Consider the following 25876-nt stretch of genomic DNA (forward strand, 5'->3'; position numbering starts at 1 on the left):
GCGGAGAGGTCCTCCCCGCCCCCGGCAACCGTCAGGACTGCGGCAGCGCCGCCTCGACCAGCGCGGCCTGCTCGGCGTCGTGCAGCTTGGCCGACCCGACCGCGGGCGCGGCCGCCGCCGGACGCGAGATTCGCCGCAGGCGCACCCCCTCGAGGTGCTCCAGCAGATTCAGCGCCACGAACGACCAGGCACCCTGGTTGGCCGGCTCCTCCTGCACCCAGGCGAAGTCCTCGGCGTTCGGGAACTGCGCCAGCACGGCCTTCAGCTCCTCCACCGGCAGCGGGTAGATCTGCTCCATCCGGACGATGGCGGTGTCCGTGATGTCGCGCTCGGCGCGGGCCTGGTACAGGTCGTAGTAGACCTTGCCGGAGCAGAGCAGCACCCGCTTGACCGACTCGGGCGCCAGCGGGCGGCCCTTCACCCCGGCGTCGCCCATCACCGGCTGGAACGAGCCGTCGGTGAAGTCGGCGACCGACGACACCGCCAGCTTGTGCCGCAGCAGCGACTTCGGCGAGAACACGATCAGCGGCTTCCGCTTGCCGGACAGCGCCTGCCGGCGCAGCAGGTGGAAGTAGTTCGCCGGGGTGGTCGGGTTCGCCACCCGCATGTTGTCCTGCGCACAGAGCTGCAGGAACCGCTCCGGGCGGCCGGACGAGTGGTCCGGGCCCTGGCCCTCCTGGCCGTGCGGCAGCAGCAGCACCAGGGAGGACTGCTGGCCCCACTTCACCTCGCCGGAGGAGACGAACTCGTCCACGATCGACTGGGCGCCGTTGACGAAGTCGCCGAACTGCGCCTCCCACAGCACCAGCGCTTCCGGGTTCTCCACCGAGTAGCCGTACTCGAAGCCCATCGCCGCGTACTCGCTGAGCAGCGAGTCATGGATGAAGAAGCGGGCGCTGCCGGTGGCCAGCGTGGACAGCGGCAGGAAATCCTTGCCGGTCTTCGCGTCGACGATCGAGGCGTGCCGGGACACGAACGTGCCGCGCCGCGAGTCCTGACCGGCCAGACGTACCGTGACGCCCTGGGACAGCAGCGTGCCGAAAGCCAGCAGCTCGCCGAAACCCCAGTCGATGCCGCCCTCGGCGGCCATCTTGGCGCGCCGCTCCAGCAGCTGCTGGACCCGCTTGTGCGGGGTGAAGCCCTCCGGAAGCTCGAGGTGGGCCTGGCCGACCGCGCGCAGCGCACCCGCCTCCACCGCCGTCTCGACCTGCGGCTCCGGCTCCTCGGTCAGCGCGCGCCGCGGCTTCGGCGGCGAGCCCGCCGCGTCCCGGGTCGCCTTGAAGACCTTCTCCAGCTGCTGCTGGTAGTCGCGCAACTGTTCCTGCGCGTCCTCCACGGTGATGTCCCCCCGGCCGATCAGCTCCTCGGTGTAGAGCTTGCGGACGGAACGCTTGGTGTCGATGATCGCGTACATCTTGGGGTTGGTCATCGACGGGTCGTCGCCCTCGTTGTGCCCGCGGCGGCGGTAGCAGACCAGGTCGATCACGACGTCCTTGTTGAACGCCTGGCGGTATTCGAAGGCCAGCCGGGCGACCCGGACCACGGCCTCGGGGTCGTCGCCGTTCACGTGGAAGATCGGTGCCTGGATCATCCGGGCCACGTCCGTGGAGTACAGCGACGAGCGGCTGTACTCGGGCGCGGTGGTGAAGCCGACCTGGTTGTTGACCACCACGTGGACGGTGCCGCCGGTGCGGTAACCGCGCAGCTGGGACAGGTTGAGCGTCTCGGCGACCACGCCCTGACCGGCGAACGCGGCGTCGCCGTGCACCAGCAGCGGCAGCACCGTGTAGCCGTGCAGGCCCAGGTCCAGGCGGTCCTGCTTGGCGCGGACGATGCCCTCGAGTACCGGGTCGACCGCCTCCAGGTGGGACGGGTTGGCGACCACGCTGACCGTGGTGGCGTGTTCGCCGTCCGGCGTCGTGTACTTGCCGGTCTGGCCCAGGTGGTACTTGACGTCGCCGGAGCCGTGCGCCGACCGCGGGTCCATCTGACCCTCGAACTCGTTGAAGATCTTCTCGTACGGCTTGCCGACGATGTTCGCGAGCACGTTGAGCCGGCCGCGGTGCGCCATGCCGATGACCATCTCGTCCAGGCCCGCCTCGGCGGACGCCTGCAGCACCTCGTCCAGCAGCGGGATCAGCGACTCGCCGCCCTCCAGCGAGAACCGCTTCTGGCCGACGAACTTGGTCTGCAGGAACGTCTCGAACGCCTCGGCCGCGTTCAGCCGGTTGAGCACGTGTTTCTGCTCCGCCGGGTCCGGCTTGGTGTACTTGAGCTCGATGCGGTCCTGGATCCAGCGCCGCTCCTCCGGGCCCTGGATGTGCATGTACTCGATGCCCACCCGGCGGCAGTAGGTGTCGCGCAGCACGCCCAGCACGTCGCGCAGCTTCATCTTCTGCTTGCCGGCGAAGCCGCCGACCGGGAACACCCGGTCCAGGTCCCACAGCGTCAGGCCGTGCTGGGTGACGTCCAGGTCGGGGTGCCGGCGGATCTCGAACTCGAGCGGGTCGGTGTCGGCCATCAGATGACCGCGCACCCGGTACGCGTGGATCAGCTCCACCACCCGGGCGGCCTTGTCGATCTGGCCCTCGGACGTGCGGGCCACGTCGCGCATCCAGCGCACCGGCTCGTACGGGATCCGCAGCGAGGTGAAGATGTCGTCGTAGAAGTCGTGCTCGCCGAGCAGGAACTCGTGCACGGCCTTGAGGAACTCGCCGGACTGCGCGCCCTGGATGACCCGGTGGTCGTACGTACTGGTCAGCGTGGTGACCTTGCTGACGCCGTGGTCGGCCAGCGTCTCGTCGGACATGCCCGAGTACGGCGCCGGGTACTCCATCGCGCCGACGCCGATGATGGCGCTCTGCCCGGCCATCAGGCGCGGGATGGAGTGGACCGTGCCGATGCCGCCCGGGTTGGTCAGCGAGATCGTGGTGCCGGAGTAGTCGTCCATGGTCAGTTCGTTGCGCCGGGCCCGGCGGACCACGTCCTCGTACGCCTGCCAGAACTGCCGGAAGTCCATCTGCTCGCAGTTCTTGATGGACGGCACCACCAGCGCGCGGGAACCGTCCTTCTTGGCCAGGTCGATCGCGATGCCCAGGTTGATGTGCTCCGGCTGGACCAGCGCCGGCTTGCCGTCCACCTCGGCGAACGAGTTGTTCATCTCCGGGTGCTGGATGACCGCGCGGACCAGCGCCCAGCCGATCAGGTGGGTGAAGCTGACCTTGCCACCGCGCCCCCGGGCGAGGTGGTTGTTGATCACGATGCGGTTGTCGACCAGCAGCTTGGCCGGGACCGCGCGCACGCTGGTGGCGGTGGGCACCTCCAGCGAGGCGTCCATGTTCTGCACGATCCGGGCGGCCACGCCGCGCAACGTGGTGACCTTGGCGCCCTCCGGCGCCTTGCCGTTGGTGCTCGGCTTCGGCGCGGCCGGCTTGGTCTCGGCGGCCGGCTTCGGGGCGGGTGCGGACTTCGCGGGCTCGGCCGGGGACTTCGGCACGGTCGGCTTCACCGGGGCCACGGTCGTCGCGGCCGGGGCGTCGGTGCCGGCCCGGGCCGCGCTGGCGGTGGCGTTCGCCGCGGTCGCCTCGTCCGGCGTCACGATCGAGCCGGTTGCCATCGCCGGCTTGTAGTCGGCGAAGAAGTCGTGCCAGGCGGGGTCGACGCTGGCCGGATCTGCCAGGTAGCGCTGGTACATCTCGTCGACGATCCACTCGTTGGGACCGAAATCGGCGAGCGGATTGTCCTGCGAAGTCTGCTGGGTCGACACTGCCGTGTTCGCCTCTTTCACCATGTTGTCAGCACGCGACGCGATCGTCACACGGGACGGAGAGTCTTGCTTGACAAGGCTACCCTGCTGGCCGGCTTCGCTGTCGCTCGCGGGCTCGGGCCTTATACCCGGTCATCGGGTGCCAAGATCGAAGCTCGCTTCGCTCCTTCGATCTTGGCACCCGAAGACCGGCGGCCCTCGCGGGTGGGTGGGCGCGGTTACTTCACCGTGGGGCGGAGCTGCGGAAACGCGCGGGGGGGCCCGGTAGTTCGGGCGCCCGCGGGTAAGGCTTGGTCAGCTGATGTCGCGGCGCTTCATGATGGCGGTGCCTAGAAGGCCGGTCACCAGGGCGTAGCCGATGAGCACGGCGGCGCCTACCCAGCGGGGTGGATTGCCGGGCAGTTCGGTGCCGGAGATCATCAGGGCGGAGGCGGTGGTGGGGACCAGCACCTGGAGCTTTTCGAACCACTCGGCGACGTACTCGGCGAGCAGGAAGAACACCAGGCTGGCGCCCATCGTGCCGATCACGTAGCCGAGGGAGAGCGTGAGCGTGGCGCCGAGCTGGCTGCGGATCAGCACGCCCGCGCCCACGCCGACGATCGCCCAGAGCGCGAACGCCAGCGCGTTCAGGCCGACGGCCCGCCAGACGCCCGCCTCGCCGAGCTGCACCGGCACGTTCAGCGCGTCCAGCACGAACGGCACGGCGATCAGGTTGAGCACCGTGGTGACCAGCCAGAACAGCAGCCCCACCAGGACCGCGGTGATCAACTTGGCCAGGATCACGCGCTCGCGGTGCGGACTCACCAGGAACGTCGTGGTGGCGGTCTGGTGGAAGAACTCGTTGGTCACGATGATCGCGCCGAGCAGCATGACCAGCAGCACCCCGAGGAACTGGCCGCTGGTGTAGAGCGTGGTGGCCACGTTGATCGCCTCGCCGGCGACCTGGACCACCTCGGCCTGGTCGGCCGGGACGTCGGAGGCCGTGCTGGCCTGCTGCGTGGCGTACGACGAGCCCCAGTTGTAGAGCACCGCCAGCGCCCACAGCGGGATCATGATCAGGGTGAACACCCACCACGTCGAGGTGGTGCGGAGCTTGGTGAGTTCCGAGCGGACCAGGTTCATCGGATGCCCGCCTTTCCGGCCGTCAGCTGCAGGAACACCTGTTCCAGGTCGGCCCGCTCGCCGGTCAGCTCGTGCAGTTCCACCGACGCGGTGAACGCGGCGTGCCCGATCGCGGCGGTCTCCATGCCGGTGACCAGCAGCGCGCCGTCCGGCAGCGGGGTGATCGACGGCTGGAACGCGGCCAGCGCGGTGGTCAGCTTCGCCGGATCGGGGGTGCGCACCCGGACCTGTACGGCGGCGCCCATCGAGCCGAGCACCTCGTCGACCGGGCCCTGGCGGACCAGCTTGCCCGCCGCCACGATCACCACGTCGTCGGCGAGCTGCTGCATCTCGCTGAGCAGGTGACTGGAGACCAGGATCGTGCGTCCCTCCGCGGCGAGCGCCTTGAGCAGGTCGCGCATCCAGCGGATGCCCTCCGGGTCGAGGCCGTTGGCCGGCTCGTCCAGGATCAGCACCCGCGGGTCGCCGAGCATCGCGGCGGCGATGCCGAGCCGCTGCTTCATGCCCAGCGAGTAGCCCTTGAACTTGCGCTTGGCGGCCGGGGTCAGCCCGACCAGCGCCAGGGCCTCGTCGGCGCGCTCGCGCGGCAGCCCGGCCGCCGCGCAGATCACCCGCAGGTGGTTGACGCCGGTGCGTCCACGGTGGGCGCTGCTCGCCTCCAGCACCGCGCCCACGTGGCGGATCGGCTGATCCAGCTCGAGGTAGCGCTGCCCGCCGATGGTCGCCGTGCCGGACGTCGGGGTGACCAGGTTGAGCAGCATGCGCAACGTGGTGGTCTTGCCCGCGCCGTTCGGCCCGAGGAAGCCGGTGACCCGGCCGGACCGCACCGTGAACGAGAGATCGTCCACGGCCCGGAGCTGCTTGTAGTGCTTGGTCAGGTTCCGGACGACGATCTCTTCGGACCCGGGACTGGTCTGCCCGACGGTCACGCTGACTCCCTTCGGCGAGGTGCGGGTGATCAAGGTAGCGGAGCGGGGGCGATCCATGTGCCCCTGGCCGTGGCCAGCGGCGTGCCGTCCGCGGAGTAGACCGTGGACGAGGTGGTCGCCTTGCGGCCCACCATGGCATCCAGGCGCCCGACCACCACGCAGGACGCGCCCGGCGGGGGCACGGCATCCACCGCCGCGGTGATCCGGCCCAGCAGGTAGGTCCGGCCGTCGTGCAGTGCCGACCACCCGCCCGGGCAGTCCAGCGCGGCCCACATCGTCTCGACCGTGACGTCGGCCGGCACCGACCAGGGCGCGGCGGTCCGTCCGTCCGGCAGCCCGCCGGGGAACAGGCGCAGCCCGTCGGGGCGCTCCGGCCCGCAGACGTAGCAGGTCGGGAACGGATGCGCGGTGAAGCCCGGAAACGCCGTGGCGGCCGCCCGCGCCCGCTCGACCGGCACCGGCGGGACCGGCTCGCCCGCGTCGCCACCGGCCTCCACCTCGGCGACCAGCGTGCCGTCCGGCGCCAGCACGGTGCCGCCGGACCGGGTCAGTTCGGTGTCCAGCGGCGGCGGCACCCGCAGCGTCACCTGGAACGGTGCGCCGCCGGTGCCGGCGCCGGCCGCGACCGCGAACGCGCCGGCCGACCAGCCGCCGTTGCCGGAGCCGGGAGGGCCGTTGAAGCGAGCCGGGATGTGCATGGTCAGAACCTCTCACACGCCACCACCGAGCGGCGTTCATCTTCTTGACACCCGGTTCCACCTCGGCCGACACGCCCGCGGCAGGTCCGGCCCCTACACAGGTGACATGGCAGTTCTGCTGACCGCCCCCGCCTCGACCGGGACCAGCGGATACACCCTGATGATCGCCGACGACGCCAGCCAGGTCGCGGCCGCGCAGCAACTGCGCCACGACGTCTTCGCCGCCGAACTCGGCGTCCACCTACCCACCGCCGCCGACGGTCGCGACATCGACGAGTTCGACGAGTACTGCGACCACCTGATCGTCCGGGACGACAACACCGGGGCGGTCGTCGGCACGTACCGGATGCTGTCGCCCGCGGCCGCCGCCCGGGCCGGCCGCCGGTACGGCGACGGCGAGTTCGACCTCAGCCGCCTCGGCCCGCTCCGCGACCAGCTGGTCGAGACCGGGCGTTCGTGCGTGCACCCGGACCACCGCTCCGGCGCCGTGGTCAACCTGATGTGGGCCGGGCTGGCGCGCTACCTGCACCTGAACAACCTGCGCTGGCTCGGCGGCTGCGCCTCGGTGGCGCTGGACGACGGCGGGCACACCGCGGCCGGCGTCTGGGCCCGGGTCTCCGCCCGGCATCTGTCGCCGCCCGCCCTGCGGGTCACCCCGCGCCGGTCCTGGCTGGCCGGCACGGAGCTGGTCGGCGACCCGGCCACGCCGGTGCCGCCGCTGCTGCGCGGGTACCTGCGGCTGGGCAGCTGGGTGTGCGGGGAGCCGGCCTACGACCCGGACTTCCGCACCGCCGACTTCTACGTGCTGTTCTCCATGGACCGGATGGACCCCCGCTACCGCCGGCACTTCCTGGGGGCCACGAGATGAGCGGAGCGGGGAGGCTACGGTCCGGACCACCGCGGTGGACGAGCGCCGAGTCGCGGAGCGGGAGCGGGAGCAGCGTGTGGCGGCCGGTCTCCGGGTGCGGTGCGGCGTGCCGGCCGGGCGGGGACGACCTGGTCCACCCGGGCCGGGCGGTGTTGCGGTTGGTGACCTTGGCCGGCGTACTCGTGCTGGGTCTGCTGCTCGTGCCGCTGCTGCGCGGACGCGCGGTGCGGCCCCTGGCCCGTGCCGTGCTGGCGTCGCTCGGGGTCCGGGTGCGTGGCCGTGGTCCGGCGGTACGACCGGGCAGCCTGCTGGTCGCCAACCACGTGTCCTGGCTCGACGTGGTCGCGTTGCTGGCGTCCGCGCCGGTGCGGCCGGTGGCCAAGCGCGAGGTCCGCGGCTGGCCCGGCATCGGCGGTCTGGCCGGCGCGGCCGGCGCCATCTTCGTGGACCGGTCCCGGCCCAAATCGCTGCCGGGGACGGTGGCCGAGGTGACCGCGGCGCTGCGGGCCGGCCGGTCGGTGGCGGTCTTTCCGGAGGGTACGACGTTCTGCGGCGCCACCCGCGGCGCGTTTCGCCCGGCCATGTTCCAGGCCGCGGTGGACGCCGGTGCGCCGGTGCTGCCGCTGGCGATCACCTACGACTCGCCGGCCGCGGCGTTCGTCGGCGACGACACGCTGTGGTCCTCCGTCCGCCGGGTGGCCACGCTGCGCGGGCTGACCGTGACCCTGGCCGGCGGCCCGGCGCTGCACCCGGTGGCGGACGCGGACCGGCGGATGGTGGCCCGGGCCGCGCAGGCCTCGGTCGGTCTCACCCCGGCGGCCCTGGACCTGGCCGCCTGAATCGAGCCGGTTCACAGAAAACTTTCAGCCGGTGTGCAGCCGGAGTGCAGCGGCTGGGAGAAAGATGGGCCCATGGCCGCCCAGACCCAGTCCAAGCCCAGCGAGGCGAAGCTCCTCGTCGTCGAGGACGACGCCAACATCCTCGAGCTTCTCTCCGCCAGCCTGCGCTTCGCCGGGTTCGACGTCAGCACCGCGACCAGTGGCAGTGCCGCGGTCAGTGCCGCCAAGAGCGCCAATCCCGACCTCGTCGTCCTCGACGTGATGCTGCCCGACCTCGACGGCTTCGAGGTCATCCGGCTGATGCGCGAGGGCGGCGCGCGTACCCCGGTGGTGTTCCTGACCGCCCGGGACGGCACCGAGGACAAGATCCGGGGCCTCACCCTGGGCGGCGACGACTACGTGACCAAGCCGTTCAGCCTCGAGGAGCTGACCGCGCGGATCCGCGCCGTGCTGCGCCGCACCACGGCCGGCGACGACACGCCGTCCCGGCTCACGTTCGCCGACCTCGAGCTGGACGAGGAGACCCACGAGGTCTACCGCGCGGGCCAGCGGGTGCAGCTCTCGCCCACCGAGTTCAAGCTGCTGCGCTACCTGATGCTGAACGCCAACCGGGTGCTGAGCAAGGCACAGATCCTGGACCACGTCTGGAAGTACGACTTCCGCGGTGACGACAACATCGTCGAGTCGTACATCTCCTACCTGCGGCGCAAGGTCGACAACGTGCAGCCGCGCCTGATCCACACGCTGCGCGGTGTCGGCTACGTGCTGCGCAAGCCCGCGGCCTAAGCTGCCGTGGAGCCCGTCTCGGCACCACCGCCTCCGGCGTCCGCGCCGCCGTCCGGCCAGCTCGCGGCGAAGCTCCGGCGTACCCCGCTGCGGATCAAGCTGCTCGCGTCGCTGCTCGCCCTGGTGTTCGCCGCGCTCACCCTGATCAGCGTGTCCAGCACGTTCGCGCTGCGCAGCTACCTGCTCGAACGGCTGGACGGGGACCTGCGGGCGGTGACCGCGTCGCTGGCCACCGTCCTGCCGACCGGTGGCGCCAGCCGGCTCAGCCCGCGGCAGGACGGCATCCCGACCGAGTACATGTTCGCGGTCCGGTCCACCACCGGCGTCGGCGACGCGTACTGGAACAACGCCAAGCTCAGCGCGGACGACATGCCGCCGTACTTCACCACGGTCGACGAGATCGCCGACCGGATCGTGGACCAGCCGTACACCGTGGTGTCGCCCAGCAAGCGCGTGCACTGGCGGATGATGATCACCACGGTGGCCAACGGCGACGTGCTGTACGTGGGCCGCAACATGTCCGAGGTCGAGTACGCGGTCACCCAGCTGATCTGGATCGACTCGCTGGTCGGCCTGGGCGTGCTGATCGCGCTGGCCGCGGTGGGCGCCGCCGTGGTGCGTACCAGCCTGCGGCCGCTGGACGAGATCGAACAGACCGCGGCCGCCATCGCGGCCGGCGACCTCACCCGCCGGGTGCCCGATCCGGAACCGGACAGCCCGCATCCGAAGACCGAGCTGGGCCGGCTGTCCCGGGCGCTGAACGCGATGCTGGCCCAGATCGAGACCGCGTTCACGGCCCGCGCCCAGTCCGAGACCGCGGCCCGGGCGGCCGAGTCCGCGGCCCGGGACGCCGCCGCGGACGCGCAGATGTCCGAGGCACGTGCGGTGCGCTCGGAGGCGAAGATGCGCCAGTTCGTCGCGGACGCCTCGCACGAACTGCGTACCCCGCTGACCACGATCCGCGGGTTCGCGGAGCTGTACCGCCAGGGCGCGGTCAGCGACCCGGAGGAGATCGCCAAGCTGGTCCGCCGGATCGAGGACGAGTCGGCCCGGATGGGGCTGCTGGTCGAGGATCTCCTGCTGCTGGCCCGGCTGGACCGGGAGCGGCCGATCCGGCTGGCACCGGTGGAACTTCCGGTGCTCGCCGTGGACGCGGTGCAGGCGGCGCAGGCGGTGGCGCCGGAACGCGCCATCGAGCTGGACGTCCGCGACGAGCCGTCGAAGCTGGTGGCGTTCGGTGACGACGCCCGGCTGCGCCAGGTGATCGGCAACCTGATGACCAACGCGCTGGTGCACACGCCGCCGGAGGCGTCGGTGTCGCTTCGGCTGTACAGCGAGCCCGGCAACCGCGCGGTGATCGAGATCTCGGACACCGGGCCGGGGCTGTCCCCGCAGCAACGGGAGCACGTGTTCGAGCGCTTCTACCGGGTGGACGAGGCGCGCACCCGGCGGACCGACCGGGCGGCCACCGGGGCCGGGCTGGGCCTGGCCATCGTGGCGGCCATCGTCCGGTCGCACCACGGCACCGTCGAGGTGATCAGCGAACCGGGGCAGGGCGCCACCTTCCGGGTCACTCTGCCCGCGCTGGAACCGGACGATCCGCCCGCCGAGTGACGCATCATTCACAGAAAACATCCAGGCCTGACACAGGCATGTCCGAGTGCCGGTGGGCAAGGTAGGTCTCATGAACGAGCACGAGACCAACCCGCAGCGGCACGAGACTCCCGCCACGGAGCCGTCGCACCGGCCCGCGGACGCCCCCTTCGGTGGCATCAGCCCGGAGCGGGGACAGTCCGAGCCGTCGGCCTCCCAGCCCACCCCGGACGAGTCGACCGCGGCCCAGCCCACGGTCGCCCAGCCCACGGTCGACCAGCCGGCCGCCGCGCAGCCGGTGGTGGACGAACCCACCGCGGCGCAGCCGACGGTCACCCACCCGACGGCGGGCCAGCCCGCGGCGGGCCAGCCCGCGGCCGGCCAGCCCGCGGCCGGCCAGCCCGCGGTCGGCCAGCCGGGCGTGCCGCAGCCGGTCGGCGCCGGCGCCGCGCAGGGCGGGCCGTGGGGACCCTCGCCGTGGCAGCGCGCCGGGCAGCAGCCGTACGGCCCCCCGCAGCAGCCGGGATACGGCCAGCCGTACCCGACGCAGACGCCCTTCGGTTACCAGCAGCACCCCGGCGCACCTGCCTACCCACACCAGCCGGGGCACGAGCAGCCCGGACCGGAACAGCCGGCGCAGAACAGCGCACCGCCGTGGGCCCAGCCGGTCGGCGTGGAGCAGCGTGACCCGGCCCGCGCCGGACGCGGCCGACGGATCTTCGCGGCCGGCGCGGCGGCGGTGCTCATCGCGCTCGCCGGTGGCGGCGTCGGTGCGGCCACCGTGCTGGCGATGGACTCCGACGGCACTCCGCCGATCCAGACCGGCAACTCCTCGGTGACCCGGATGGTGGACCGCTCGTCGCTGGCCCAGATCGCCGCGCTGGTGCAGGACAGTGTCGTCTCGATCGGCACCGGCTCCGGTGAGGGCTCCGGCGTCGTCCTCAACACGGACGGCTACGTGCTGACCAACAACCACGTGGTGGCCAGCGCCCAGAACGACGCGGTCGAGGTGGTGTTCGCCAACGGCAAGAAGTCGCCCGCGACCATCGTCGGCACCGATCCGCGGACCGACCTCGCGGTGGTCAAGACCAGCGAGACGGCCGGGCTCAAGCCGGCCACGTTCGGCGACAGCTCCCAGATGCAGGTGGGCGACACCGTGCTGGCACTGGGCAGCCCGCTCGGCCTGGCCGGCTCGGTGACCGCCGGCATCGTCAGCGCCAAGGACCGCACCATCCGCTCGAACCCGGAGCAGCAGGCACCGCCGAACCCGTTCGGCGGCCAGGAGCAGCAGCAGTCGCAGGCGCCCACCTCGATGTCCGGTCTGCTGCAGACGGACGCCCCGATCAACCCGGGCAACTCCGGCGGGGCGCTGGTCAACACGGACGGTCAGGTGATCGGCATCAACACCGCGATCGCCACGTCCGGGCAGGGCTCCGGCAACATCGGTGTCGGATTCGCGATTCCCAGCAACCGGGCCAAGCAGGTCGCGGGCGATCTGATCGCCGGGCGCAAGGTCAGCCACCCGGCGCTGGGCGTCAAGGTCGCCGAGGTCGAGGGCGGCGGCGCGCTGATCCGGGAGGTCACGCCGGACAGTGCGGCCGCGAAGGCCGGCCTGCAGCAGGGCGACGTCGTCACGGCGATCAACGGCAAGCCGGTGAACGGCTCGGACGACCTGATCGGCGTGGTGCAGACCGGCAAGGTCGGCGACCGGGTGACGGTCCAGTTCAAGCGCGACGGCGCCGAGAAGACGGTGACCGCCACGCTCGCCGAGACGCAGTAACCAAGCATCCGGCGCCCGCCCGGGCCATCGGTCGGGCGCCTCCTCCCACGCGGTGGGTGGTCGGGCCAAGGGGGTTGGCTCGACCACCCACCGCACCTTTATGCCTGCTTTATGGTTAACCGGTTATCGAATAGGCGTCTGAGGCTCGCGTTTGAACGGCCGAAACGCCTAGTCTCCATTCGCCGTTTGCATGGAGTGGAAGGCCGACTCGAGTGACGCACGTCGAAACCCGGATGAATGTCTGGGAAGCCCTGGCCGGGCGGGAACCGGGGACACCCTCGGGCCCCGCCGACCCGGGGTTGTGGGGCGCTGTCGTCGAGCGGCTCAACCCGGCCCGGGCCCGCCCGGTGCTGCGGGCCGGTATCGAGGCGGTGGAGCTGACCAGCGTGCGCGGCTCCGTGTACGTGATGCTGCGCTCGCCGGACGACGGCTCGCGCGCCTGCTACCTGCGGCTCACGCCGGAGGAGTGGCAGCTCGCCACCATGATGGACGGCTCGTACACGGTGGCCCGCCTGGTCGCCGAGTTCGCCCGCATCGCCGGGCGGCTCTCGCCCGACCAGGTCCGCCGCATCGTCGCCGACCTGGCCGGCAACCGGATGCTCGAGGAACTCCCGATCGACGCGTTCGGGCCGCTGCAGGAGATCGTCCAGCGACCGCTGGCCGCGCGGATGGGCCGCAGCCTGCTGGCTGCCGCGCGGGGCCGCCGGATGTTGATGATCAACATCGATCCGGTGATCACCGCGCTCTACCGCGGTGGCGGCCGGTTCCTGTTCCACCGGGCCTCGGCGATCGCCCTGGCCGTGATCAGCCTGGTCGGCGCCGTGCTGTTCCTCGGCACCTGGTGGCGGGGCAGCCAGGCGGTCTTCCTGTCCGGCGGGTCCTACCTGCTGGGCGCGGTCGTCCTGCTGCTGCTCAACGTGGTGGCACTGGCCTGTCACGAACTGGGCCACGCGCTCGCCACGAAACACGCCGGCCGGCATGTCCCGGCCGCCGGCCTACTGGTGTATTTCGGCATCCCGTCGGTCTTCGTGGACACCACGGACGTGTGGATGGCCGGGCGCCGGGCCCGGATGCTGGTCACCGCGGCCGGACCGGCGAGCGGGCTGGTGCTGGCCGGCATCATGCAGCTGGTCGGCCTGGCCGTGCCCGGGCTGGGGCCGCTGGCGTTCAAGCTCGCCTTCGTGTGGTACCTGAACGTGCTGTTCAACCTGAACCCGTTCCTCACGCTCGACGGCTACTACCTGCTGATGGACTGGCTGGAGATCCCGAACCTGCGGTCCCGTGGCCTGTCCTGGGTGACCGGCCGGCTGCGCGGGCGCCCGCCGCGCTGGTCGATGCTCGACCGGGAGGGCCGCATCGTCGCCCTGTACGGCGTGCTCGCGGTGCTCTGGCTGGTGATCGCGGCGAACCTGGCGTACCGGATCTGGTCCGACCGCGTCTCCGGCCTGACCACCGGGCTGTGGCACAGCGGCATCGGCGGCCAGCTGCTGTTGATCCTGGTGCTGCTGGGCCTGACCGCGCCGCTGATCTACCTGGCCGTCGGCCGCCTGACCCGCGCCTTCCGCCGCTGGCGGCTGGCCGCCGTCGAGCGGGAACACGAGGCGGACATGCCCCGGCGCCTCGCCGCGCTGCGCGCCTCGGACCTCGGCGGCCTGCCCGAGCCGGCGCTGGCCGCGCTGGCCTCCCGGGCCCGCTGGATGCATCCGCCCACCGGCCGTCAGGTGGTGCTGGCCGGCGCCTCGCAGAGCGCGGTGTACGTGGTGGTGGACGGCGCCATGCAGGCCCGCCTGCCCAACGACCCCGGCGGCGTGATCCGGCACCACGTCGGCACGGGCGGCGTGGTCGGCCTGGCCAACGCGCTCACCGGACGGTCCACCGCGCTGAACTGGTACACCGCGGGCACCACGCTGCTCTCGCTGCCCACCGCCACGGTCGCGGCCGTGGTGGGACCGCTGCCCGGACCGCCGCCCAACGACCGGGCCGAGGCCGAGGCGCTGTTCGCCGACACCCCGGCCCTGGCCTCGCTCGCGGTGGACGAACGGCTGGCGCTGATCGCGTCCGCGCACCCGGTGGACCTGGACCCGGGCGCGCCGGTCAGCCTGCCCGGACCCACCCACGCGGTGGTCGTCGAGTCCGGCGTCATCGCGATGCCCGACGGGGTGGAACTGCGCCGTGGCACGCTGGTCGGCCCGGTCGGCGACGGCAGCCCCGGGGTGGTGGCGCAGAGCCGTACCCCGGTGCGGTTGTGGGTCATCCCGGACGCCTCCACGCTCCCGGCGCTGGTCGGCGCCGCCCACCGTGGCCCGGTCGCCGGCCCGCCCGTCGTCGGCCGCACCGCGCTGCAGGCCGGCGTGCACCCGGGCGGGGTCTACCCGCCGCTGGCCGTGCCGCCGGGCCCGCCGGACGGCACCGAGGACCCGGACGTGGACCGCCGCTTCGAGCGCCGCCTGTGGTGGCTCGTGCTGCTGTTGCTCCTGCTCGCGTTGCTGCTCACCGGCGCCAACCTGGTGCCCGGCCCGGCGTGGGCCGAGATGCCGACCAACCGGGCGCTGCTCACCGCGGAGCGCGGCCGGCTGATCGCGCTGATCGGCGGCCAGGAGGTGGCGCTGGACGAGGGCGACCGCCGGTACGTCGAGACCGGCACCCGGGTCGAGGTGCCGCCCGCGGCCACCGGCCGGCTGACCTTCCAGGGCGGGTCCGCCACGGTGCTCTGCCCGGGTTCGCGGACCCAGGTGGGCCGCCTGTGGACGGCGACCAACCGGTCCCGCGCGCCGCACGCCACGCTCGCCATCGACAACGGCCGGCTGCTGGCCGACACGACCAGCACGTCCGGCGCGTTCCGGCCGCTCGCGCTGGTGGTCAACCGCCCGCTGGGCGAGGTGGTCAACACCGGTGAGGCCTGGTACGCGGTGGAGCCGAGCGCGGTCAGCGTCTCCACCGGCCGGGTCACCGTCGCCGGTACCCGGTCCGAGCCCACCGGTGGCGCGCTGTCCTGCGGCGACGGCGTGCCGGTCACCCCGCCGGCGGCCGGCCCCAGCGAGACGCCGAGTGAGCTGCCCAGCGAGCTTCCGTCGGTCACGCCGTCCACGTCGCCCACCACCGTGCCGCCGACCACCGACGCGCCGGTCCAGCCACGTCCGCTGCCCCCGCCGGTCGTCGACGACCCGGACGACGACGAGGAGGAGACGGAGGATCCGCCGCCGACCACGCGGACCCCGACCCGGACGACGACGCGTCCGCCGACCACGCCCACCACGACGCCGCCCACGTCCCCCACGACGACCCCGCCGACCTCGTCCGATCCGGACCCGAGCGAGAGCGGCGACGGGGACGGCGAGGGCGAGGGTGAAGGCGGCGACGGCGAGGTCACCCCCTCCACCTCCAACACGGGCATTAGCGTGCCGCCCGTCATCATCGGCTGATCGAAAGGAACGCGGGTGCTCTGCTGGTTCTGTGCCAAGGCGGCACGGGGATCGTGTCGGTTCTGCGCACGAGGTCTCTGTGAGGATCATGCGCGCTTCGGGCCGTACCTCCTGCAGGTGATGCGGTCCGAGTCGCGCGCCCGCGCGGAGGCCCTGGTGGTCGAGGACGCGGTCCAGTGCGGCACGTGCAAGCCCCGCCCGCAACCGGTGGCGATGCCGGAACTCGATTAGTCGGGCATCCGATACCGGCGGCTCGACTCGGCGGCCTACTCTTTTCGCCATGAGCGATTTCGACGCGGTGCTGGAACGTTTACTCACCGATCCGTCGTTCGCCGCCGCGCTGGCGGCCGACCCGGACCAGGCCCTGTCCGGGTACACGCTGGCCGACGGCGAGGCGGACCTGCTCCGTCAGCAGGTGGCCGGGGACACCGCGGCGGGCTCGGCGGCGGTCGAGTCGCGGATCACCAAGTCGAGCACGTTCGGTCTGATGTCTCCGTTCGCCGGTGCCGGCGGCCTGGCCGGCATGCTGGGCAACCGGCTGAGCGACTGCGCCCCCGCGGCGCCCGCCGCACCGCTCGGCCCGTGGTCGGAGTTCGGCAGCGCGGCGGGTGGCGTCGCGCAGCAGGCCGCGCAGGCGGTGCCCGATCCGGTCGCCGCGCAGGGCGTCGGCCCGGCGCCGGAGAGTTGGGGCACGGGCGGGGGAACGGCGGGCGTACGCTCCGGCCTCGGCGACGTGCCGGAGCGCGACCTGGACGGCCTTCCGGCGGCGTCCCGGCTCGGCGCGGCCCCGCAGAGCGCGCTCGGTGAGGCGCCGCCGGCCCCGGAGCCCGAGGAGCGGGAGGCGCCGAAGGGCTACCGCAACCGGGTCGACGCCGACGGCGACGGCGACTGGGACCGGGCCACCTACCGCGGCGGCAAGGACGGTGGCGCGGAGATCCTGGTCGACCTCAACGGCGACGGCGGGACCGACTTCATCGGGTACGACACCGACGCGGACAACCGGGTGGACTACGCCGACTACGACAAGGACAACGACGGCATCTTCGAGAAGCGGATGTACGACGACACCGGCGACGGCCTGCTGGACCGGACAAAATACTTCGGGTCCTGACGGCCGTACCCCTGGACTTTCTTAGTTAACAGTCCTAATAATTTCTCCACTGTCGATGCACCGACGTGGAGGCCACCCCCATGCGCCGCTCCCTCGTTCTCGTCCTCGCCGCCGTCCTCGCCGCCGGTGGCTCCGCCGTCTCGCTGACCGCCTCCGCCTCGGCCGCCGTGAGCTGCCATCCGGCGTGGAGTTCCACGGCCGTCTACGTCCGCAACGACACCGCCTCCTACCAGGGCCGCAACTACACCGCGAAGTGGTGGACGCAGAACGAGGTGCCCACGGCCAGCGGGCAGTGGGGAGTCTGGGCCGACAACGGCGCGTGCGAGGGCGGCACCACCCCGCCCACCGACCCGCCCACCGACCCGCCCACCGACCCGCCGACCGACCCGCCCACCGATCCGCCGACCGACCCGCCCACCCAGCCGCCGGTCGGCGGACTGCCGAAGCACGCCCTGATCGGCTACCTGCACGCCAGCTTCGCGAACGGCTCCGGGTACCTGCGGATGGCCGACGTCCCGGCCGACTGGGACATCATCAATCTGGCGTTCGGCGAACCGACCACACCTACCTCCGGCGACATCCGCTTCGCGCTCTGCCCGGCCAGCGAGTGCCCCGGTGTGGAGACCGAGGCCGCGTTCCTCGACGCGATCCGGGCCAAGCGCCAGGCCGGCAAGAAGGTGCTGCTCTCCATCGGCGGCGCCAACGGCCAGGTGCAGCTCACCAGCACGGCGGCACGGGACCGGTTCGTCAGCTCGGTCAGCGCGATCATCGACCGGTACGGCCTGGACGGCGTGGACATCGACTTCGAGGGCCACTCGCTGTCCCTGAACGCCGGCGACACCGACTTCCGTAACCCGACCACCCCGGTGATCGTCAACCTGATCGCCGCGCTACGGACACTCAAGGCCCGGTACGGCGCCGGCTTCGTGCTCACCATGGCACCGGAGACGTTCTTCGTGCAGCTGGGCTACCAGTACTACGGCTCCGGCCCGTGGGGTGGTCAGGACCCGCGCGCCGGGTCGTACCTGCCGGTCATCCACGCCCTGCGCAACGACCTCACCGTGCTGCACGTCCAGGACTACAACTCGGGCTCCATCATGGGCCTGGACAACCAGTACCACTCGATGGGCGGCGCCGACTTCCACATCGCGATGACGGACATGCTGCTGGCCGGCTTCCCGGTAGCCGGCAACGCGGCACAGGTGTTCCCGGCCCTGCGCGCCGACCAGGTCGCGTTCGGTGCGCCGTCATCGGTCAGCGCGGGCAACGGGTACGTCTCCCCGCCCGGCGTGCAGCAGGCGGTGACCTGCCTGGTCAAGGGCACGAACTGTGGCGGCTACACCCCGCGCAGCGGCACCAGCCCGAACTTCCGTGGCCTGATGACGTGGTCGATCAACTGGGACAGGTTCTACGGCTGGGAGTTCCGGAACGCGCACGAGCCCTTCCTCAACGGACTCGGCTGAGCGTCGCCCGCGGGGCTCGTCCGCTCGTTCGCTCGTTCGTTCGAGGTTCGGGGGGAGCGGCGGCGGTGGCGGTAGCGCCCATAGGGGAATGCGTTACGTCCACCCGACTTCTCGGATTCGGCTGCTCCGGCTACGGCCGGAGCAGCCGGCACCGCCGCATCGGTGATCAGCCGGCAGTCGCATCACCTGGCCGGCCGTCCGATGGGGAGCCCTTCCGGCGGCTGGCGTTCCGGCGGGGAGTTGTTCTGGTTGCTGGTGTTCCGGCGGGTGGTCCCTCCGGAGGCTCGTGCTCCGGAGGCTCGTGCTCCGGCGGCTCGTGCTCCGGCGGGTGGTCTCTCCGGAGGCTCGTGCTTCGGCGGCTCGTGCTCCGGCGGGTGGTCCCTCCGGAGGCTCGTGCTTCGGCGGCTCGTGGGCCGGCGGCTCGTGGGCCGGCGGGGAGCCCTTTGGCGGCTGGCGTTCCGGCGGCTGGCGTCGGCCGTCTCGGAATCCAGGCGTGACGAATTCCGTCCGTCGGCGCCCTGGCAGGGTGTTTTGTGGCGATACTGCGCTTCTGTGAGCAAGACTGGCGCTCCTTACTGCCATGACTGCAACTCACCGCGGCGACTCTGCGTAGATCTTGTGGTGCTGGGGTCGTATGTGAGCCATAGCCGCACGACTTCGCGGCATCCGACACTATGAGCTGGCCGGGCGTGTGCATTAGTGGCGCGCACCGCGCCTGAACTCCACGCGCGCCAGCTGGTCCGTTGCGGCGTGTTGAACTCGGGCAACTACCGCGCCTGAACTCCACGCGCGCCAGCCGGTCCGTTGCGGCGTGTTGAACTCGGGCAACTACCGCGCCTGAACTCCACGCGCGCCAGCTGGTCCGTTGCGGCGTGTGGAACTCGGGCAACTACCGCGCCTGAACTCCACGCGCGCCAGCTGGTCCGTTGCGGCGTGTGGAACTCGGGCAACTACCGCGCCTGAACTCCACGCGCGCCAGCTGGTCCGTTGCGGCGTGTGGAACTCGGGCAACTACCGCGCCTGAACTCCACGCGCGCCAGCTGGTCCGTTGCGGCGTGTGGAACTCGGGCAACTACCGCGCCTGAACTCCACGCGCGCCAGCTGGTCCGTTCCGACGTGTGGAACTCGGGCAACCACCGCACCCAAATCCACACCCACGCGCGACGACCGCCCCACACTCACGCACAATCCGGCAATTGCCGCGCCCTCGCGCGCCCGGTCGGCTATTGCGCCGCCCTCGCGCGCCCGCTCGGCAAATTGCGCCGCCCCGCGCCCGCCCGGCAACTGCCGCGCCCGCGCCCGCCCGGCAACTGCCGCGCCCCGCGCGCCCCGGACGGCAACTGACGCGCCCTACGCACGCAATCGGCAAACTGCCCGCTCCACGCGCGAAGCCCGGCAACCGCCCGCCCCATGTGTGGAAACCCGGCGACCACCGCACCCGAGATCCACACTCAGCCGCGGCCAGGCTCCGCAAGCGGCGGCGGCCTCAAGCGGCGGCGGCCGGCTAACGACGTCGCGGCGCATGGCATCCCGAGAAAACATAGGCCTGCGACGTGGCTGGAGCCAGAGCAGCGTGGCGACGGCACGTTGGTCACGCTGGCTTGGCCGCGCAGGGCGTACCCGTGGCTCGCTCGACCGCCCGCTCCGCCGGTGCCAGCCGGTGCCGCGCCGCGGACTGTCCGTACCGCTGCTGTCGGCTCGGCCGGGTCACCGGATCTTGTTTTCGGTGGTCGGGCCGGATCGTGAAACGATGAGCGCATGGTCGACGGTCCGGTGGCGTTCGTGCTCGGTGGGGGTGGCGTGCTGGGCGCCGTCGAGGTCGGGATGCTGCGCGCCCTGTTCCGCGCCGGTTACCGGCCGGACCACGTGATTGGCACGTCGATCGGGGCGGTCAACGGCGCGCTGGTCGCGGCCGACCCGAGCGAGGGCGTGACCGACCGGCTGGTCCGGCTCTGGACATCGCCGGAGGCGGCAGCCGTGTACGGCGACTCGATCGGGCGCCAGGTCCGCCGGTTCGCGGCCCGCACCCACCTGCACTCGCCGCTGCCGTTGCGCCGGCTGTTGGAGAACGAGCTGGGGGAGCACTCCACGTTCGCCGATCTGAAGATCCCGTTCCGGTGCTGCGCGGCCAGTATCGAGCGGGCCGCCGAGCACTGGTTCGACGCGGGCCCGCTGGTCGATGCGGTGGTGGCGTCGTCCGCGGTGCCCGGGCTGCTGCCGCCCATGGAGATCGACGGCGAGCACTTCGTGGACGGCGGCATCGTCAACTCGATCCCGATCGGCGAGGCGGTCTACGTCGGCGCCCGGCTGATCTTCGTACTGCAGGTGGGCCGGATCGAACGCCCGCTGACCGTGCCGCGCCGGCCGTGGGAGGTGGCCCAGGTGGCTTTCGAGATTGCCCGGCGGCACCGGTTCGCCCGGGAGATCGCCGCGCTGCCGGCCGGCGTGGAGGTGCACGTCCTGCCGAGCGGCGGTGGCGAGGGCCGGGACGACACACCGTGGGCGTACCGGGACATGGCCGCGGTGGGCCGCCGGATCAGCCGCGCCTACACCGCCTCCCGCCGCTACCTGGCCGACCACGTCGCGCCGCCGCGGCATCCGCGCCCGGCGGATCCGTCGCCGGCCCATCCGTCGCAGGCCCACCCAGTCTCGGCTGATCCGGTCCTGGCCGGTCGGTCGCCGGCAGGTCCGGTCCCGGTTGATCCGGTTTCGGCTGATCCGGTCCTGGCTGATCCGGTCCTGGCTGATCCGGTCCTGGCTGATCCGGTCCTGGCTGATCCGGTCCTGGCTGATCCGGTCCTGGCTGATCCGGTCCCGGTTGATCCGGTCCCGGTTGATCCGCGCCTGGTCGGTCGGTCGCCGGCTGGTCCGGTTTTGGCTGATCCGCGTCCGGTCGAGCCCTGGCCCGCCGATCCGCCGTCGGCCGGTTCGGGTGGGGACGCCTGATGTCGCTGCCTCCGGTCTGGGTGCGGCGGCTGGTCTTCGGGCCGGTCGTCGTCGCGCTCGCGCTCGTGCTGCTGACCACGCTCCCGGCCTGGCTGCTGCTGGCCGTGGCGGCCTCGCCGTTCGTGCCCGGCCGCCTGCGGGTGCCCCGCCTGATCTGGCTGGCGATCGTCTACGTGGTCTGGGACGCCGCCGCGCTCGTCGCCCTGACCGCGCTGTGGATCGCCTCCGGGTTCGGCTGGAAGATCCGGTCGCCCGCCTTTCAGCGCGCCCACTATGTGCTCACCGGCCGGTTCCTGGCGATGCTGTTCTGGGTGGCCCGGTGGTCGTTGCATCTGTCCATCGACGTGGTCGGCACCGACCCGGACACCGCGCTGCCCGGCCGGCCGGAGATCGTGGTCAGCCGGCACGCCGGGCCGGGCGACTCGTTCATTTTGATCGACGCCCTGGTCAACTGGTTCGCCCGGGAACCGCGGATCGTTCTGAAGGCGGCGCTGCAGTGGGACCCGGCGGTCGACGTGCTGCTCAACCGGCTGCCGAACCGCTTCATTTCGCCCGGCCGCACCGGCACGGGAACGCTGGAGCAGGAGATCGGTGACCTGGCCACCGGTCTGGACGACAACGACGCCTTCGTGATCTTTCCAGAGGGCGGTAACTTCTCCCCGCGCCGACGGGTTCGGGCGATTGCCGGGCTGCGCCGGCGCGGGCTGCGTGACCTTGCGAAACGTGCCGAGAACTTGCGCAACGTGCTGCCGCCGAAACCGGGCGGCCTGCTCGCCGCGCTGGATGCGGCGCCGGACGCGGGGGTCATCTTCGTGGCGCACACCGGCCTGGACCGGATGCTCACCGTTGCGGACGTGTGGCGCGAGCTGCCCATGGACAAGCGGCTGGTGATGCGGTTCTGGAGCGTGCCCCCGGAGGAGGTTCCGGCCACCGAGGCGGACCGCATCACCTGGCTGTACGACTGGTGGGCCCGGATCGACGCATGGATCGAGGAACATCAGCCGGCGGCGTACCCATCGGGCACCGGCCGGTCCCGGTCGGCCAGCCGCAGCTCAGCAGACGCCTGACCGCGGGGCTGGCCCACTGGCCAGCCCGCCATGGGTCAGCCCGCCATGGGTCAGCCCGCCATGGGTCAGCCCGCTTCGGGTCAGCCCGCTCTGGGTCAACCCGCTGTGGGCCGGGCCGCTCGGTCGGGCCCCTAGACCGGGCCGCTCAGCCGGTTCACTCGGCTGGCCGCTGGCCGCTGGCCGCTAGGAGCTGGGAGCCGACCGCTGGGAGCCGACCGCTGGGAGCCGGCCGCTGGGCGCCGGACATGAGCCGGCCCGCAGGCGGTCTGCCTGCGGGCCGGGGAGCATGCCAGGGGGTGGGTCAGCCGCCCAGGCTGGTGTACAGGTCGTTCGGGGCCTCGGTGATCTGCCCGGCCGGCGGGCGCTGGGCGTTCACCGTGGTGCCGTAGTCGGTGTAGAGCACCTCCAGCGGCTGCGCCTGCTGGCCGTTGGCGGCGGCCGGCAGCTGGATGGTCAGCGCGGACAGCCGGCCCTGGTCGTCGAGCCCGGCGGTGAACGGCACGTTCTGTCCGGCCGCGCCGTAGCCGTCCACGGTCACCTGGTCGAGGCCGGCGATCCCGGCGGCCTTGGTGAGGTCGAGGGTGCCGCGGTAGCTGCGCGGATCCACCTGCTGCACGTCGGTGCTGGAGGCGAGCAGGTCGGCGGTGTTGGCCGGGTCGATCTGACCGGGGCGCAGGCCGACGTTGGCGCCCTCGGGCAGCCGGGAGACGTCGACGTGGGTCCAGGTGGAGCCCTTGGTGATGCCGGGGATCTGGACGTACAGGTCCTGCTCGATGATCAGGGTCTTGACCTTGATCTCGGCGTTCGTGCCGGTCACCGCGAGTTCTCCGGTGGCCTTGCCGTTGGGCGCGTCCATCAGGCCGGTCAGCTGGAAGCCGGGACCGGACGTCATGGTCACCTTGAAGCTGGTGTTGCCGAGCGCGGCGGTTGCCTTCCCCAGCGCCTCGGCGGCGGCCGGGTCGGCGGTCCCGGTGCTGGCGCTCGGGCTGGGCGCGCCGGACGTGGTGCCGGCGCCGGGCGTGCCCGCGTCGCCGCCCTCGGCGCACCCGGAGACCGCGAACGCGACCGCGGCCAAGACCCCCAGCGTCGATCCGGCGAGTCGTCGTGTCCGCATCGCTGTCCTCCCCTAACGTGCCGGCCGTCCTGGCGACTCCGGCCACGGCCTGTTGTGCCCGGTGACGCGAAACGGCAAACGGACACGAGGGGACATCGCGACACCACGGAGAGTGCGGCCGGGCGGGCTGTCCCGGCCCGGCCGCCCTCCGTGGATCAGGCGTTCGCCGCGCCCAGCATCGACTTCGGCATCTCCTGCACGTCCTTGGCCGGCGGGGCCTTGACGGAGACGGGAGTGCCGAAGTCGTAGTAGGTGGTCGTCATCTTGCCGGCGCCGGCCATCAGCGACTCCGTGTCGATGGCCAGCTCGGTGAGCCGTCCCTCGGCGTCGGTCTTCGCGGTGAACGGCACCGCCTTCGCCTTCGCGCCGAGCGCTTCCAGCGCCTTGTCGTTGGAGTTTGGCGTCTTGGTCATGTCCAGCACGCCCTTGTACGAGCCCTCGCCGGTCTTCTCCACCTTCTGGGTGGCGGCGATCATCTTGCTGGCGTCGGTGGGGCCGCCGCCAGAGATCGAGAACGGGCTGCCCTCGGGGATCGTCGACGCGTCGACGTGCATCCACTTGTCGGCCTTGGCGCCGAGCGCGGACCCGAGCGCCCCGTCCATCTTGATGTACACGTCGTTGCCGACCTTGCGCATGGTCATGGTGGTGTCCTCGGACCCGCCCACGCCCAGCGTCATCTTCATCTGCATCTGCTCGCCGCCGACGCTGGAAGCGCCGTCGACGCTGAGTCCGGCCGCCGACTTCATCTTGATCTTGAGCGACTCGGTGCTCAGCTTGGTGGCCGCCGCGGCGAGTTCCGCCGCCGGGTCCACCGGCTTGGTGCTCTGCGCGGCCGGGGCCGAACCCGACCCGCCGGTCGAGGTGCCGCTCGGACCGCAGCCGGTCAGACCGAGCGCGGCCACCAGCGCCAGGCCCGCAATGGCCAGCCGTCGATTCCTCATCAATACCCTCCCCGTGGGGTGGTGCCGCCGCCCGGGGCGGGTCGACGCCACGATGTCCGGCCCACGGTATCCGAGAGGTGCGACAACGTCCGCCCCGGTTTCCGGCCGCCGGCGTCATCGACGGGCAGGAATCCGGGTCGCCACGGACGCGGACGGTGAGCGGAGCCGAGCCGGGCACTAAGGTGGGTGAGCTGGTGGAAGCGATTTCCGGTACCGGGGCGTAGGCGGCATGATGGCCCCAGGTAGCGGCCCGCGCACGTACAGGGAGTATCCGTGAGATTCGAGGTCAGCAAGGTCCTCGATGCCATCGAGGCCCGGCTCACCACCGACCCGGCGTTGGCCCGGGCCGTGGTTGATCTGTCCGAGATCGTGCGTTACGCCGATCTCGACGGCGGCCGGCCGGCCAGCATGCTGCGGCTCGGCCAGGTCATCGACGCGCTGGGCCGGCACGTGGCCGAGGAGAACGTCCCGGTGTACGCGGTGGTACCCCGCGGGCTGCTCTCCGACGCCGACCTGACCTCCAACGAACGCATGGTGGTCCGGCGCTGGGCCGACGACGGCGTGGTCGAGGTCGTGCCCGAGGTCGGCGACCGCGTGCTCGAAGTGGCCGAGCTGCTCGGCTTGCCGGTGCTGACCCGGTCCCGCGCGGAGCAGTTCCGCGACGGGCGGCCCTGGGTCGACGAACCCGGCCGGCTGCTGGCCGCGGTGCCCGGCGCGGGCGGCCCGGTGCTGGTGGCCCGGGTCGGTCGCGGCGAGGTGCCGCCGGTGGCGGACCCGTCCCCGATGGGCGCGAAACTGCTCGCCCGGGTGTGGCGGTGCCCCGAGTCCAACTGCAGCGCCTTCGGCGGCGGCGACTCGGACAGCCCGTTCGCCGACATGCGCAAGGTGATCAGCCCGGTCGCGCAGCCGCCGGCGACGCTGCGGGCCGGCGTGCCCTGCTGCCCGCGGCACGGCACGAAGCTGAGCGACGCCGGTCCGCGCCCCCGCGTCGAGGTCCTGTCGGTCCGCATCGACGGCGTCATCCGGCAGCGCTTCGTGGTCAGCGAGGGCCAGCCGGTGGTGGTCGGACGGGCCCCCGAGGGTGGCGGCGTCATGCTCGGCCAGTGGCTCACCGACGACGCCCGGAAGTGGATCAGCCGCGGCCATGCCAAGTTCGCCCTGGCCGGCACGGAACTGACCGTGCAGGACGTCTCCACCAACGGCACCGGCGTCCGGCCGGCCGGCTCGCTGGACGACGACGAGCGCGTCACGCTCGCCCGCGACGAGGTCCGCGAGCTGGCCGCCGAGGACGTGGTGGAGCTGTACGCCGGGGTGAACGTCGGCCGCGCCCGGATGTGGGCCACCGGCGGCGTCAGCCAGCCCGCCTCGGTGATGGCCGACGCCCCGACCATGGCCATCCGCAAGTTCGAGCGCTAGCCCGCCCGGGCCTCG

The 25876-nt window shown here is 72.2% G+C and carries 16 protein-coding genes and 1 pseudogene; 11 read left to right on the plus strand and 6 right to left on the minus strand.

From position 1 onward, the window contains the following. Positions 1-31 precede the first annotated feature (31 nt). The 4 genes from LDL48_RS11300 to LDL48_RS11315 form a co-directional block, all read right to left on the minus strand. Entirely contained in the window at positions 32-3766 is a 3735-nt protein-coding gene (locus LDL48_RS11300) for a multifunctional oxoglutarate decarboxylase/oxoglutarate dehydrogenase thiamine pyrophosphate-binding subunit/dihydrolipoyllysine-residue succinyltransferase subunit (protein WP_225255101.1), read from the minus strand. A gap of 294 nt (positions 3767-4060) precedes the next feature. Then, on the minus strand, positions 4061-4888 hold the full coding sequence (locus LDL48_RS11305) for an ABC transporter permease subunit (RefSeq protein ID WP_225255001.1): 828 nt from the start codon (positions 4886-4888) through the stop codon (positions 4061-4063). Continuing rightward, a complete protein-coding gene (locus tag LDL48_RS11310; RefSeq protein WP_225255002.1) occupies positions 4885-5817 on the minus strand; it encodes an ABC transporter ATP-binding protein in 933 nt (310 codons plus the stop codon). Before LDL48_RS11310 ends, LDL48_RS11305 begins: the two co-directional genes overlap by 4 nt. A 29-nt stretch (positions 5818-5846) precedes the next feature. Then, on the minus strand, positions 5847-6515 hold the full coding sequence (locus LDL48_RS11315; RefSeq protein WP_225255003.1) for a hotdog fold domain-containing protein: 669 nt from the start codon (positions 6513-6515) through the stop codon (positions 5847-5849). Positions 6516-6621: 106 nt separating this feature from the next. Between LDL48_RS11315 and LDL48_RS11320 the strand changes: the two genes are divergently transcribed. The 10 genes and pseudogenes from LDL48_RS11320 (at position 6622) to LDL48_RS11365 (ending at position 22390) form a co-directional block, all read left to right on the plus strand. Beyond that, positions 6622-7383 carry a GNAT family N-acetyltransferase gene (locus LDL48_RS11320; RefSeq protein ID WP_225255004.1) on the plus strand — a complete coding sequence of 254 codons (762 nt, stop codon included), beginning with the start codon at positions 6622-6624 and terminating at the stop codon, positions 7381-7383. Positions 7384-7544: 161 nt separating this feature from the next. Beyond that, on the plus strand, positions 7545-8222 hold the full coding sequence (locus tag LDL48_RS11325) for a lysophospholipid acyltransferase family protein (protein WP_225255102.1): 678 nt from the start codon (positions 7545-7547) through the stop codon (positions 8220-8222). A 72-nt stretch (positions 8223-8294) separates the two neighbouring features. Then, on the plus strand, positions 8295-9008 hold the full coding sequence (locus tag LDL48_RS11330) for a response regulator transcription factor (RefSeq protein ID WP_225255005.1): 714 nt from the start codon (positions 8295-8297) through the stop codon (positions 9006-9008). A 6-nt stretch (positions 9009-9014) separates the two neighbouring features. Beyond that, positions 9015-10622 carry a sensor histidine kinase gene (locus LDL48_RS11335; RefSeq protein ID WP_225255006.1) on the plus strand — a complete coding sequence of 536 codons (1608 nt, stop codon included), beginning with the start codon at positions 9015-9017 and terminating at the stop codon, positions 10620-10622. A 70-nt stretch (positions 10623-10692) separates the two neighbouring features. Next, positions 10693-12381, plus strand: a complete 1689-nt coding sequence (locus LDL48_RS11340; protein WP_225255007.1) for a S1C family serine protease — start codon at positions 10693-10695, stop codon at positions 12379-12381. A gap of 233 nt (positions 12382-12614) precedes the next feature. Continuing rightward, positions 12615-15803, plus strand: coding sequence for a metalloprotease (locus tag LDL48_RS11345; RefSeq protein ID WP_225255008.1), 3189 nt, complete (start codon positions 12615-12617; stop codon positions 15801-15803). A gap of 280 nt (positions 15804-16083) precedes the next feature. After that, positions 16084-16914, plus strand: a complete 831-nt coding sequence (locus LDL48_RS11350; RefSeq protein ID WP_225255009.1) for a hypothetical protein — start codon at positions 16084-16086, stop codon at positions 16912-16914. Between the two features lie 80 nt (positions 16915-16994). Then, the gene (locus LDL48_RS11355; RefSeq protein ID WP_225255010.1) at positions 16995-18377 is read left to right on the plus strand and encodes a chitinase; all 1383 of its coding nucleotides are present in this window, start codon (positions 16995-16997) and stop codon (positions 18375-18377) included. A gap of 1758 nt (positions 18378-20135) precedes the next feature. Further along, a pseudogene (locus LDL48_RS11360) lies at positions 20136-20951 on the plus strand (patatin-like phospholipase family protein); the annotation flags it as partial. A gap of 371 nt (positions 20952-21322) precedes the next feature. Further along, a complete protein-coding gene (locus tag LDL48_RS11365) occupies positions 21323-22390 on the plus strand; it encodes a 1-acyl-sn-glycerol-3-phosphate acyltransferase (RefSeq protein ID WP_225255011.1) in 1068 nt (355 codons plus the stop codon). A gap of 301 nt (positions 22391-22691) precedes the next feature. Here the strand turns inward: LDL48_RS11365 and LDL48_RS11370 are convergent, their stop codons facing one another. Next, positions 22692-23504, minus strand: a complete 813-nt coding sequence (locus tag LDL48_RS11370) for a LolA-like protein (RefSeq protein WP_225255012.1) — start codon at positions 23502-23504, stop codon at positions 22692-22694. A 155-nt stretch (positions 23505-23659) separates the two neighbouring features. Continuing rightward, positions 23660-24445 (minus strand): SCO4651 family lipoprotein, encoded by a 786-nt coding sequence (locus tag LDL48_RS11375; RefSeq protein WP_225255013.1) that lies wholly within the window; start codon positions 24443-24445, stop codon positions 23660-23662. Positions 24446-24718: 273 nt separating this feature from the next. Here LDL48_RS11375 and LDL48_RS11380 point away from each other — a divergent pair, with 273 nt between their 5' ends. Then, the gene (locus tag LDL48_RS11380; RefSeq protein ID WP_225255014.1) at positions 24719-25861 is read left to right on the plus strand and encodes an FHA domain-containing protein; all 1143 of its coding nucleotides are present in this window, start codon (positions 24719-24721) and stop codon (positions 25859-25861) included. Positions 25862-25876 lie beyond the last annotated feature (15 nt).

Source organism: Jidongwangia harbinensis (assembly GCF_020216025.1).
In the GTDB taxonomy this organism is placed as follows: Bacteria; Actinomycetota; Actinomycetes; order Mycobacteriales; family Micromonosporaceae; genus Actinoplanes; species Actinoplanes harbinensis.

Excerpts from the sequence above, each read along its gene's own strand:
- LDL48_RS11305 (WP_225255001.1), bottom strand. The coding sequence starts at position 4,888 with ATGAACCTGGTCCGCTCGGAACTCACCAAGCTCCGCACCACCTCGACG.
- LDL48_RS11315 (WP_225255003.1), bottom strand. The coding sequence starts at position 6,515 with ATGCACATCCCGGCTCGCTTCAACGGCCCTCCCGGCTCCGGCAACGGC.
- LDL48_RS11320 (WP_225255004.1), top strand. The coding sequence starts at position 6,622 with ATGGCAGTTCTGCTGACCGCCCCCGCCTCGACCGGGACCAGCGGATAC.
- LDL48_RS11330 (WP_225255005.1), top strand. The coding sequence starts at position 8,295 with ATGGCCGCCCAGACCCAGTCCAAGCCCAGCGAGGCGAAGCTCCTCGTC.
- LDL48_RS11340 (WP_225255007.1), top strand. The coding sequence starts at position 10,693 with ATGAACGAGCACGAGACCAACCCGCAGCGGCACGAGACTCCCGCCACG.
- LDL48_RS11345 (WP_225255008.1), top strand. The coding sequence starts at position 12,615 with ATGAATGTCTGGGAAGCCCTGGCCGGGCGGGAACCGGGGACACCCTCG.
- LDL48_RS11350 (WP_225255009.1), top strand. The coding sequence starts at position 16,084 with ATGAGCGATTTCGACGCGGTGCTGGAACGTTTACTCACCGATCCGTCG.
- LDL48_RS11355 (WP_225255010.1), top strand. The coding sequence starts at position 16,995 with ATGCGCCGCTCCCTCGTTCTCGTCCTCGCCGCCGTCCTCGCCGCCGGT.
- LDL48_RS11365 (WP_225255011.1), top strand. The coding sequence starts at position 21,323 with ATGTCGCTGCCTCCGGTCTGGGTGCGGCGGCTGGTCTTCGGGCCGGTC.
- LDL48_RS11370 (WP_225255012.1), bottom strand. The coding sequence starts at position 23,504 with ATGCGGACACGACGACTCGCCGGATCGACGCTGGGGGTCTTGGCCGCG.
- LDL48_RS11375 (WP_225255013.1), bottom strand. The coding sequence starts at position 24,445 with ATGAGGAATCGACGGCTGGCCATTGCGGGCCTGGCGCTGGTGGCCGCG.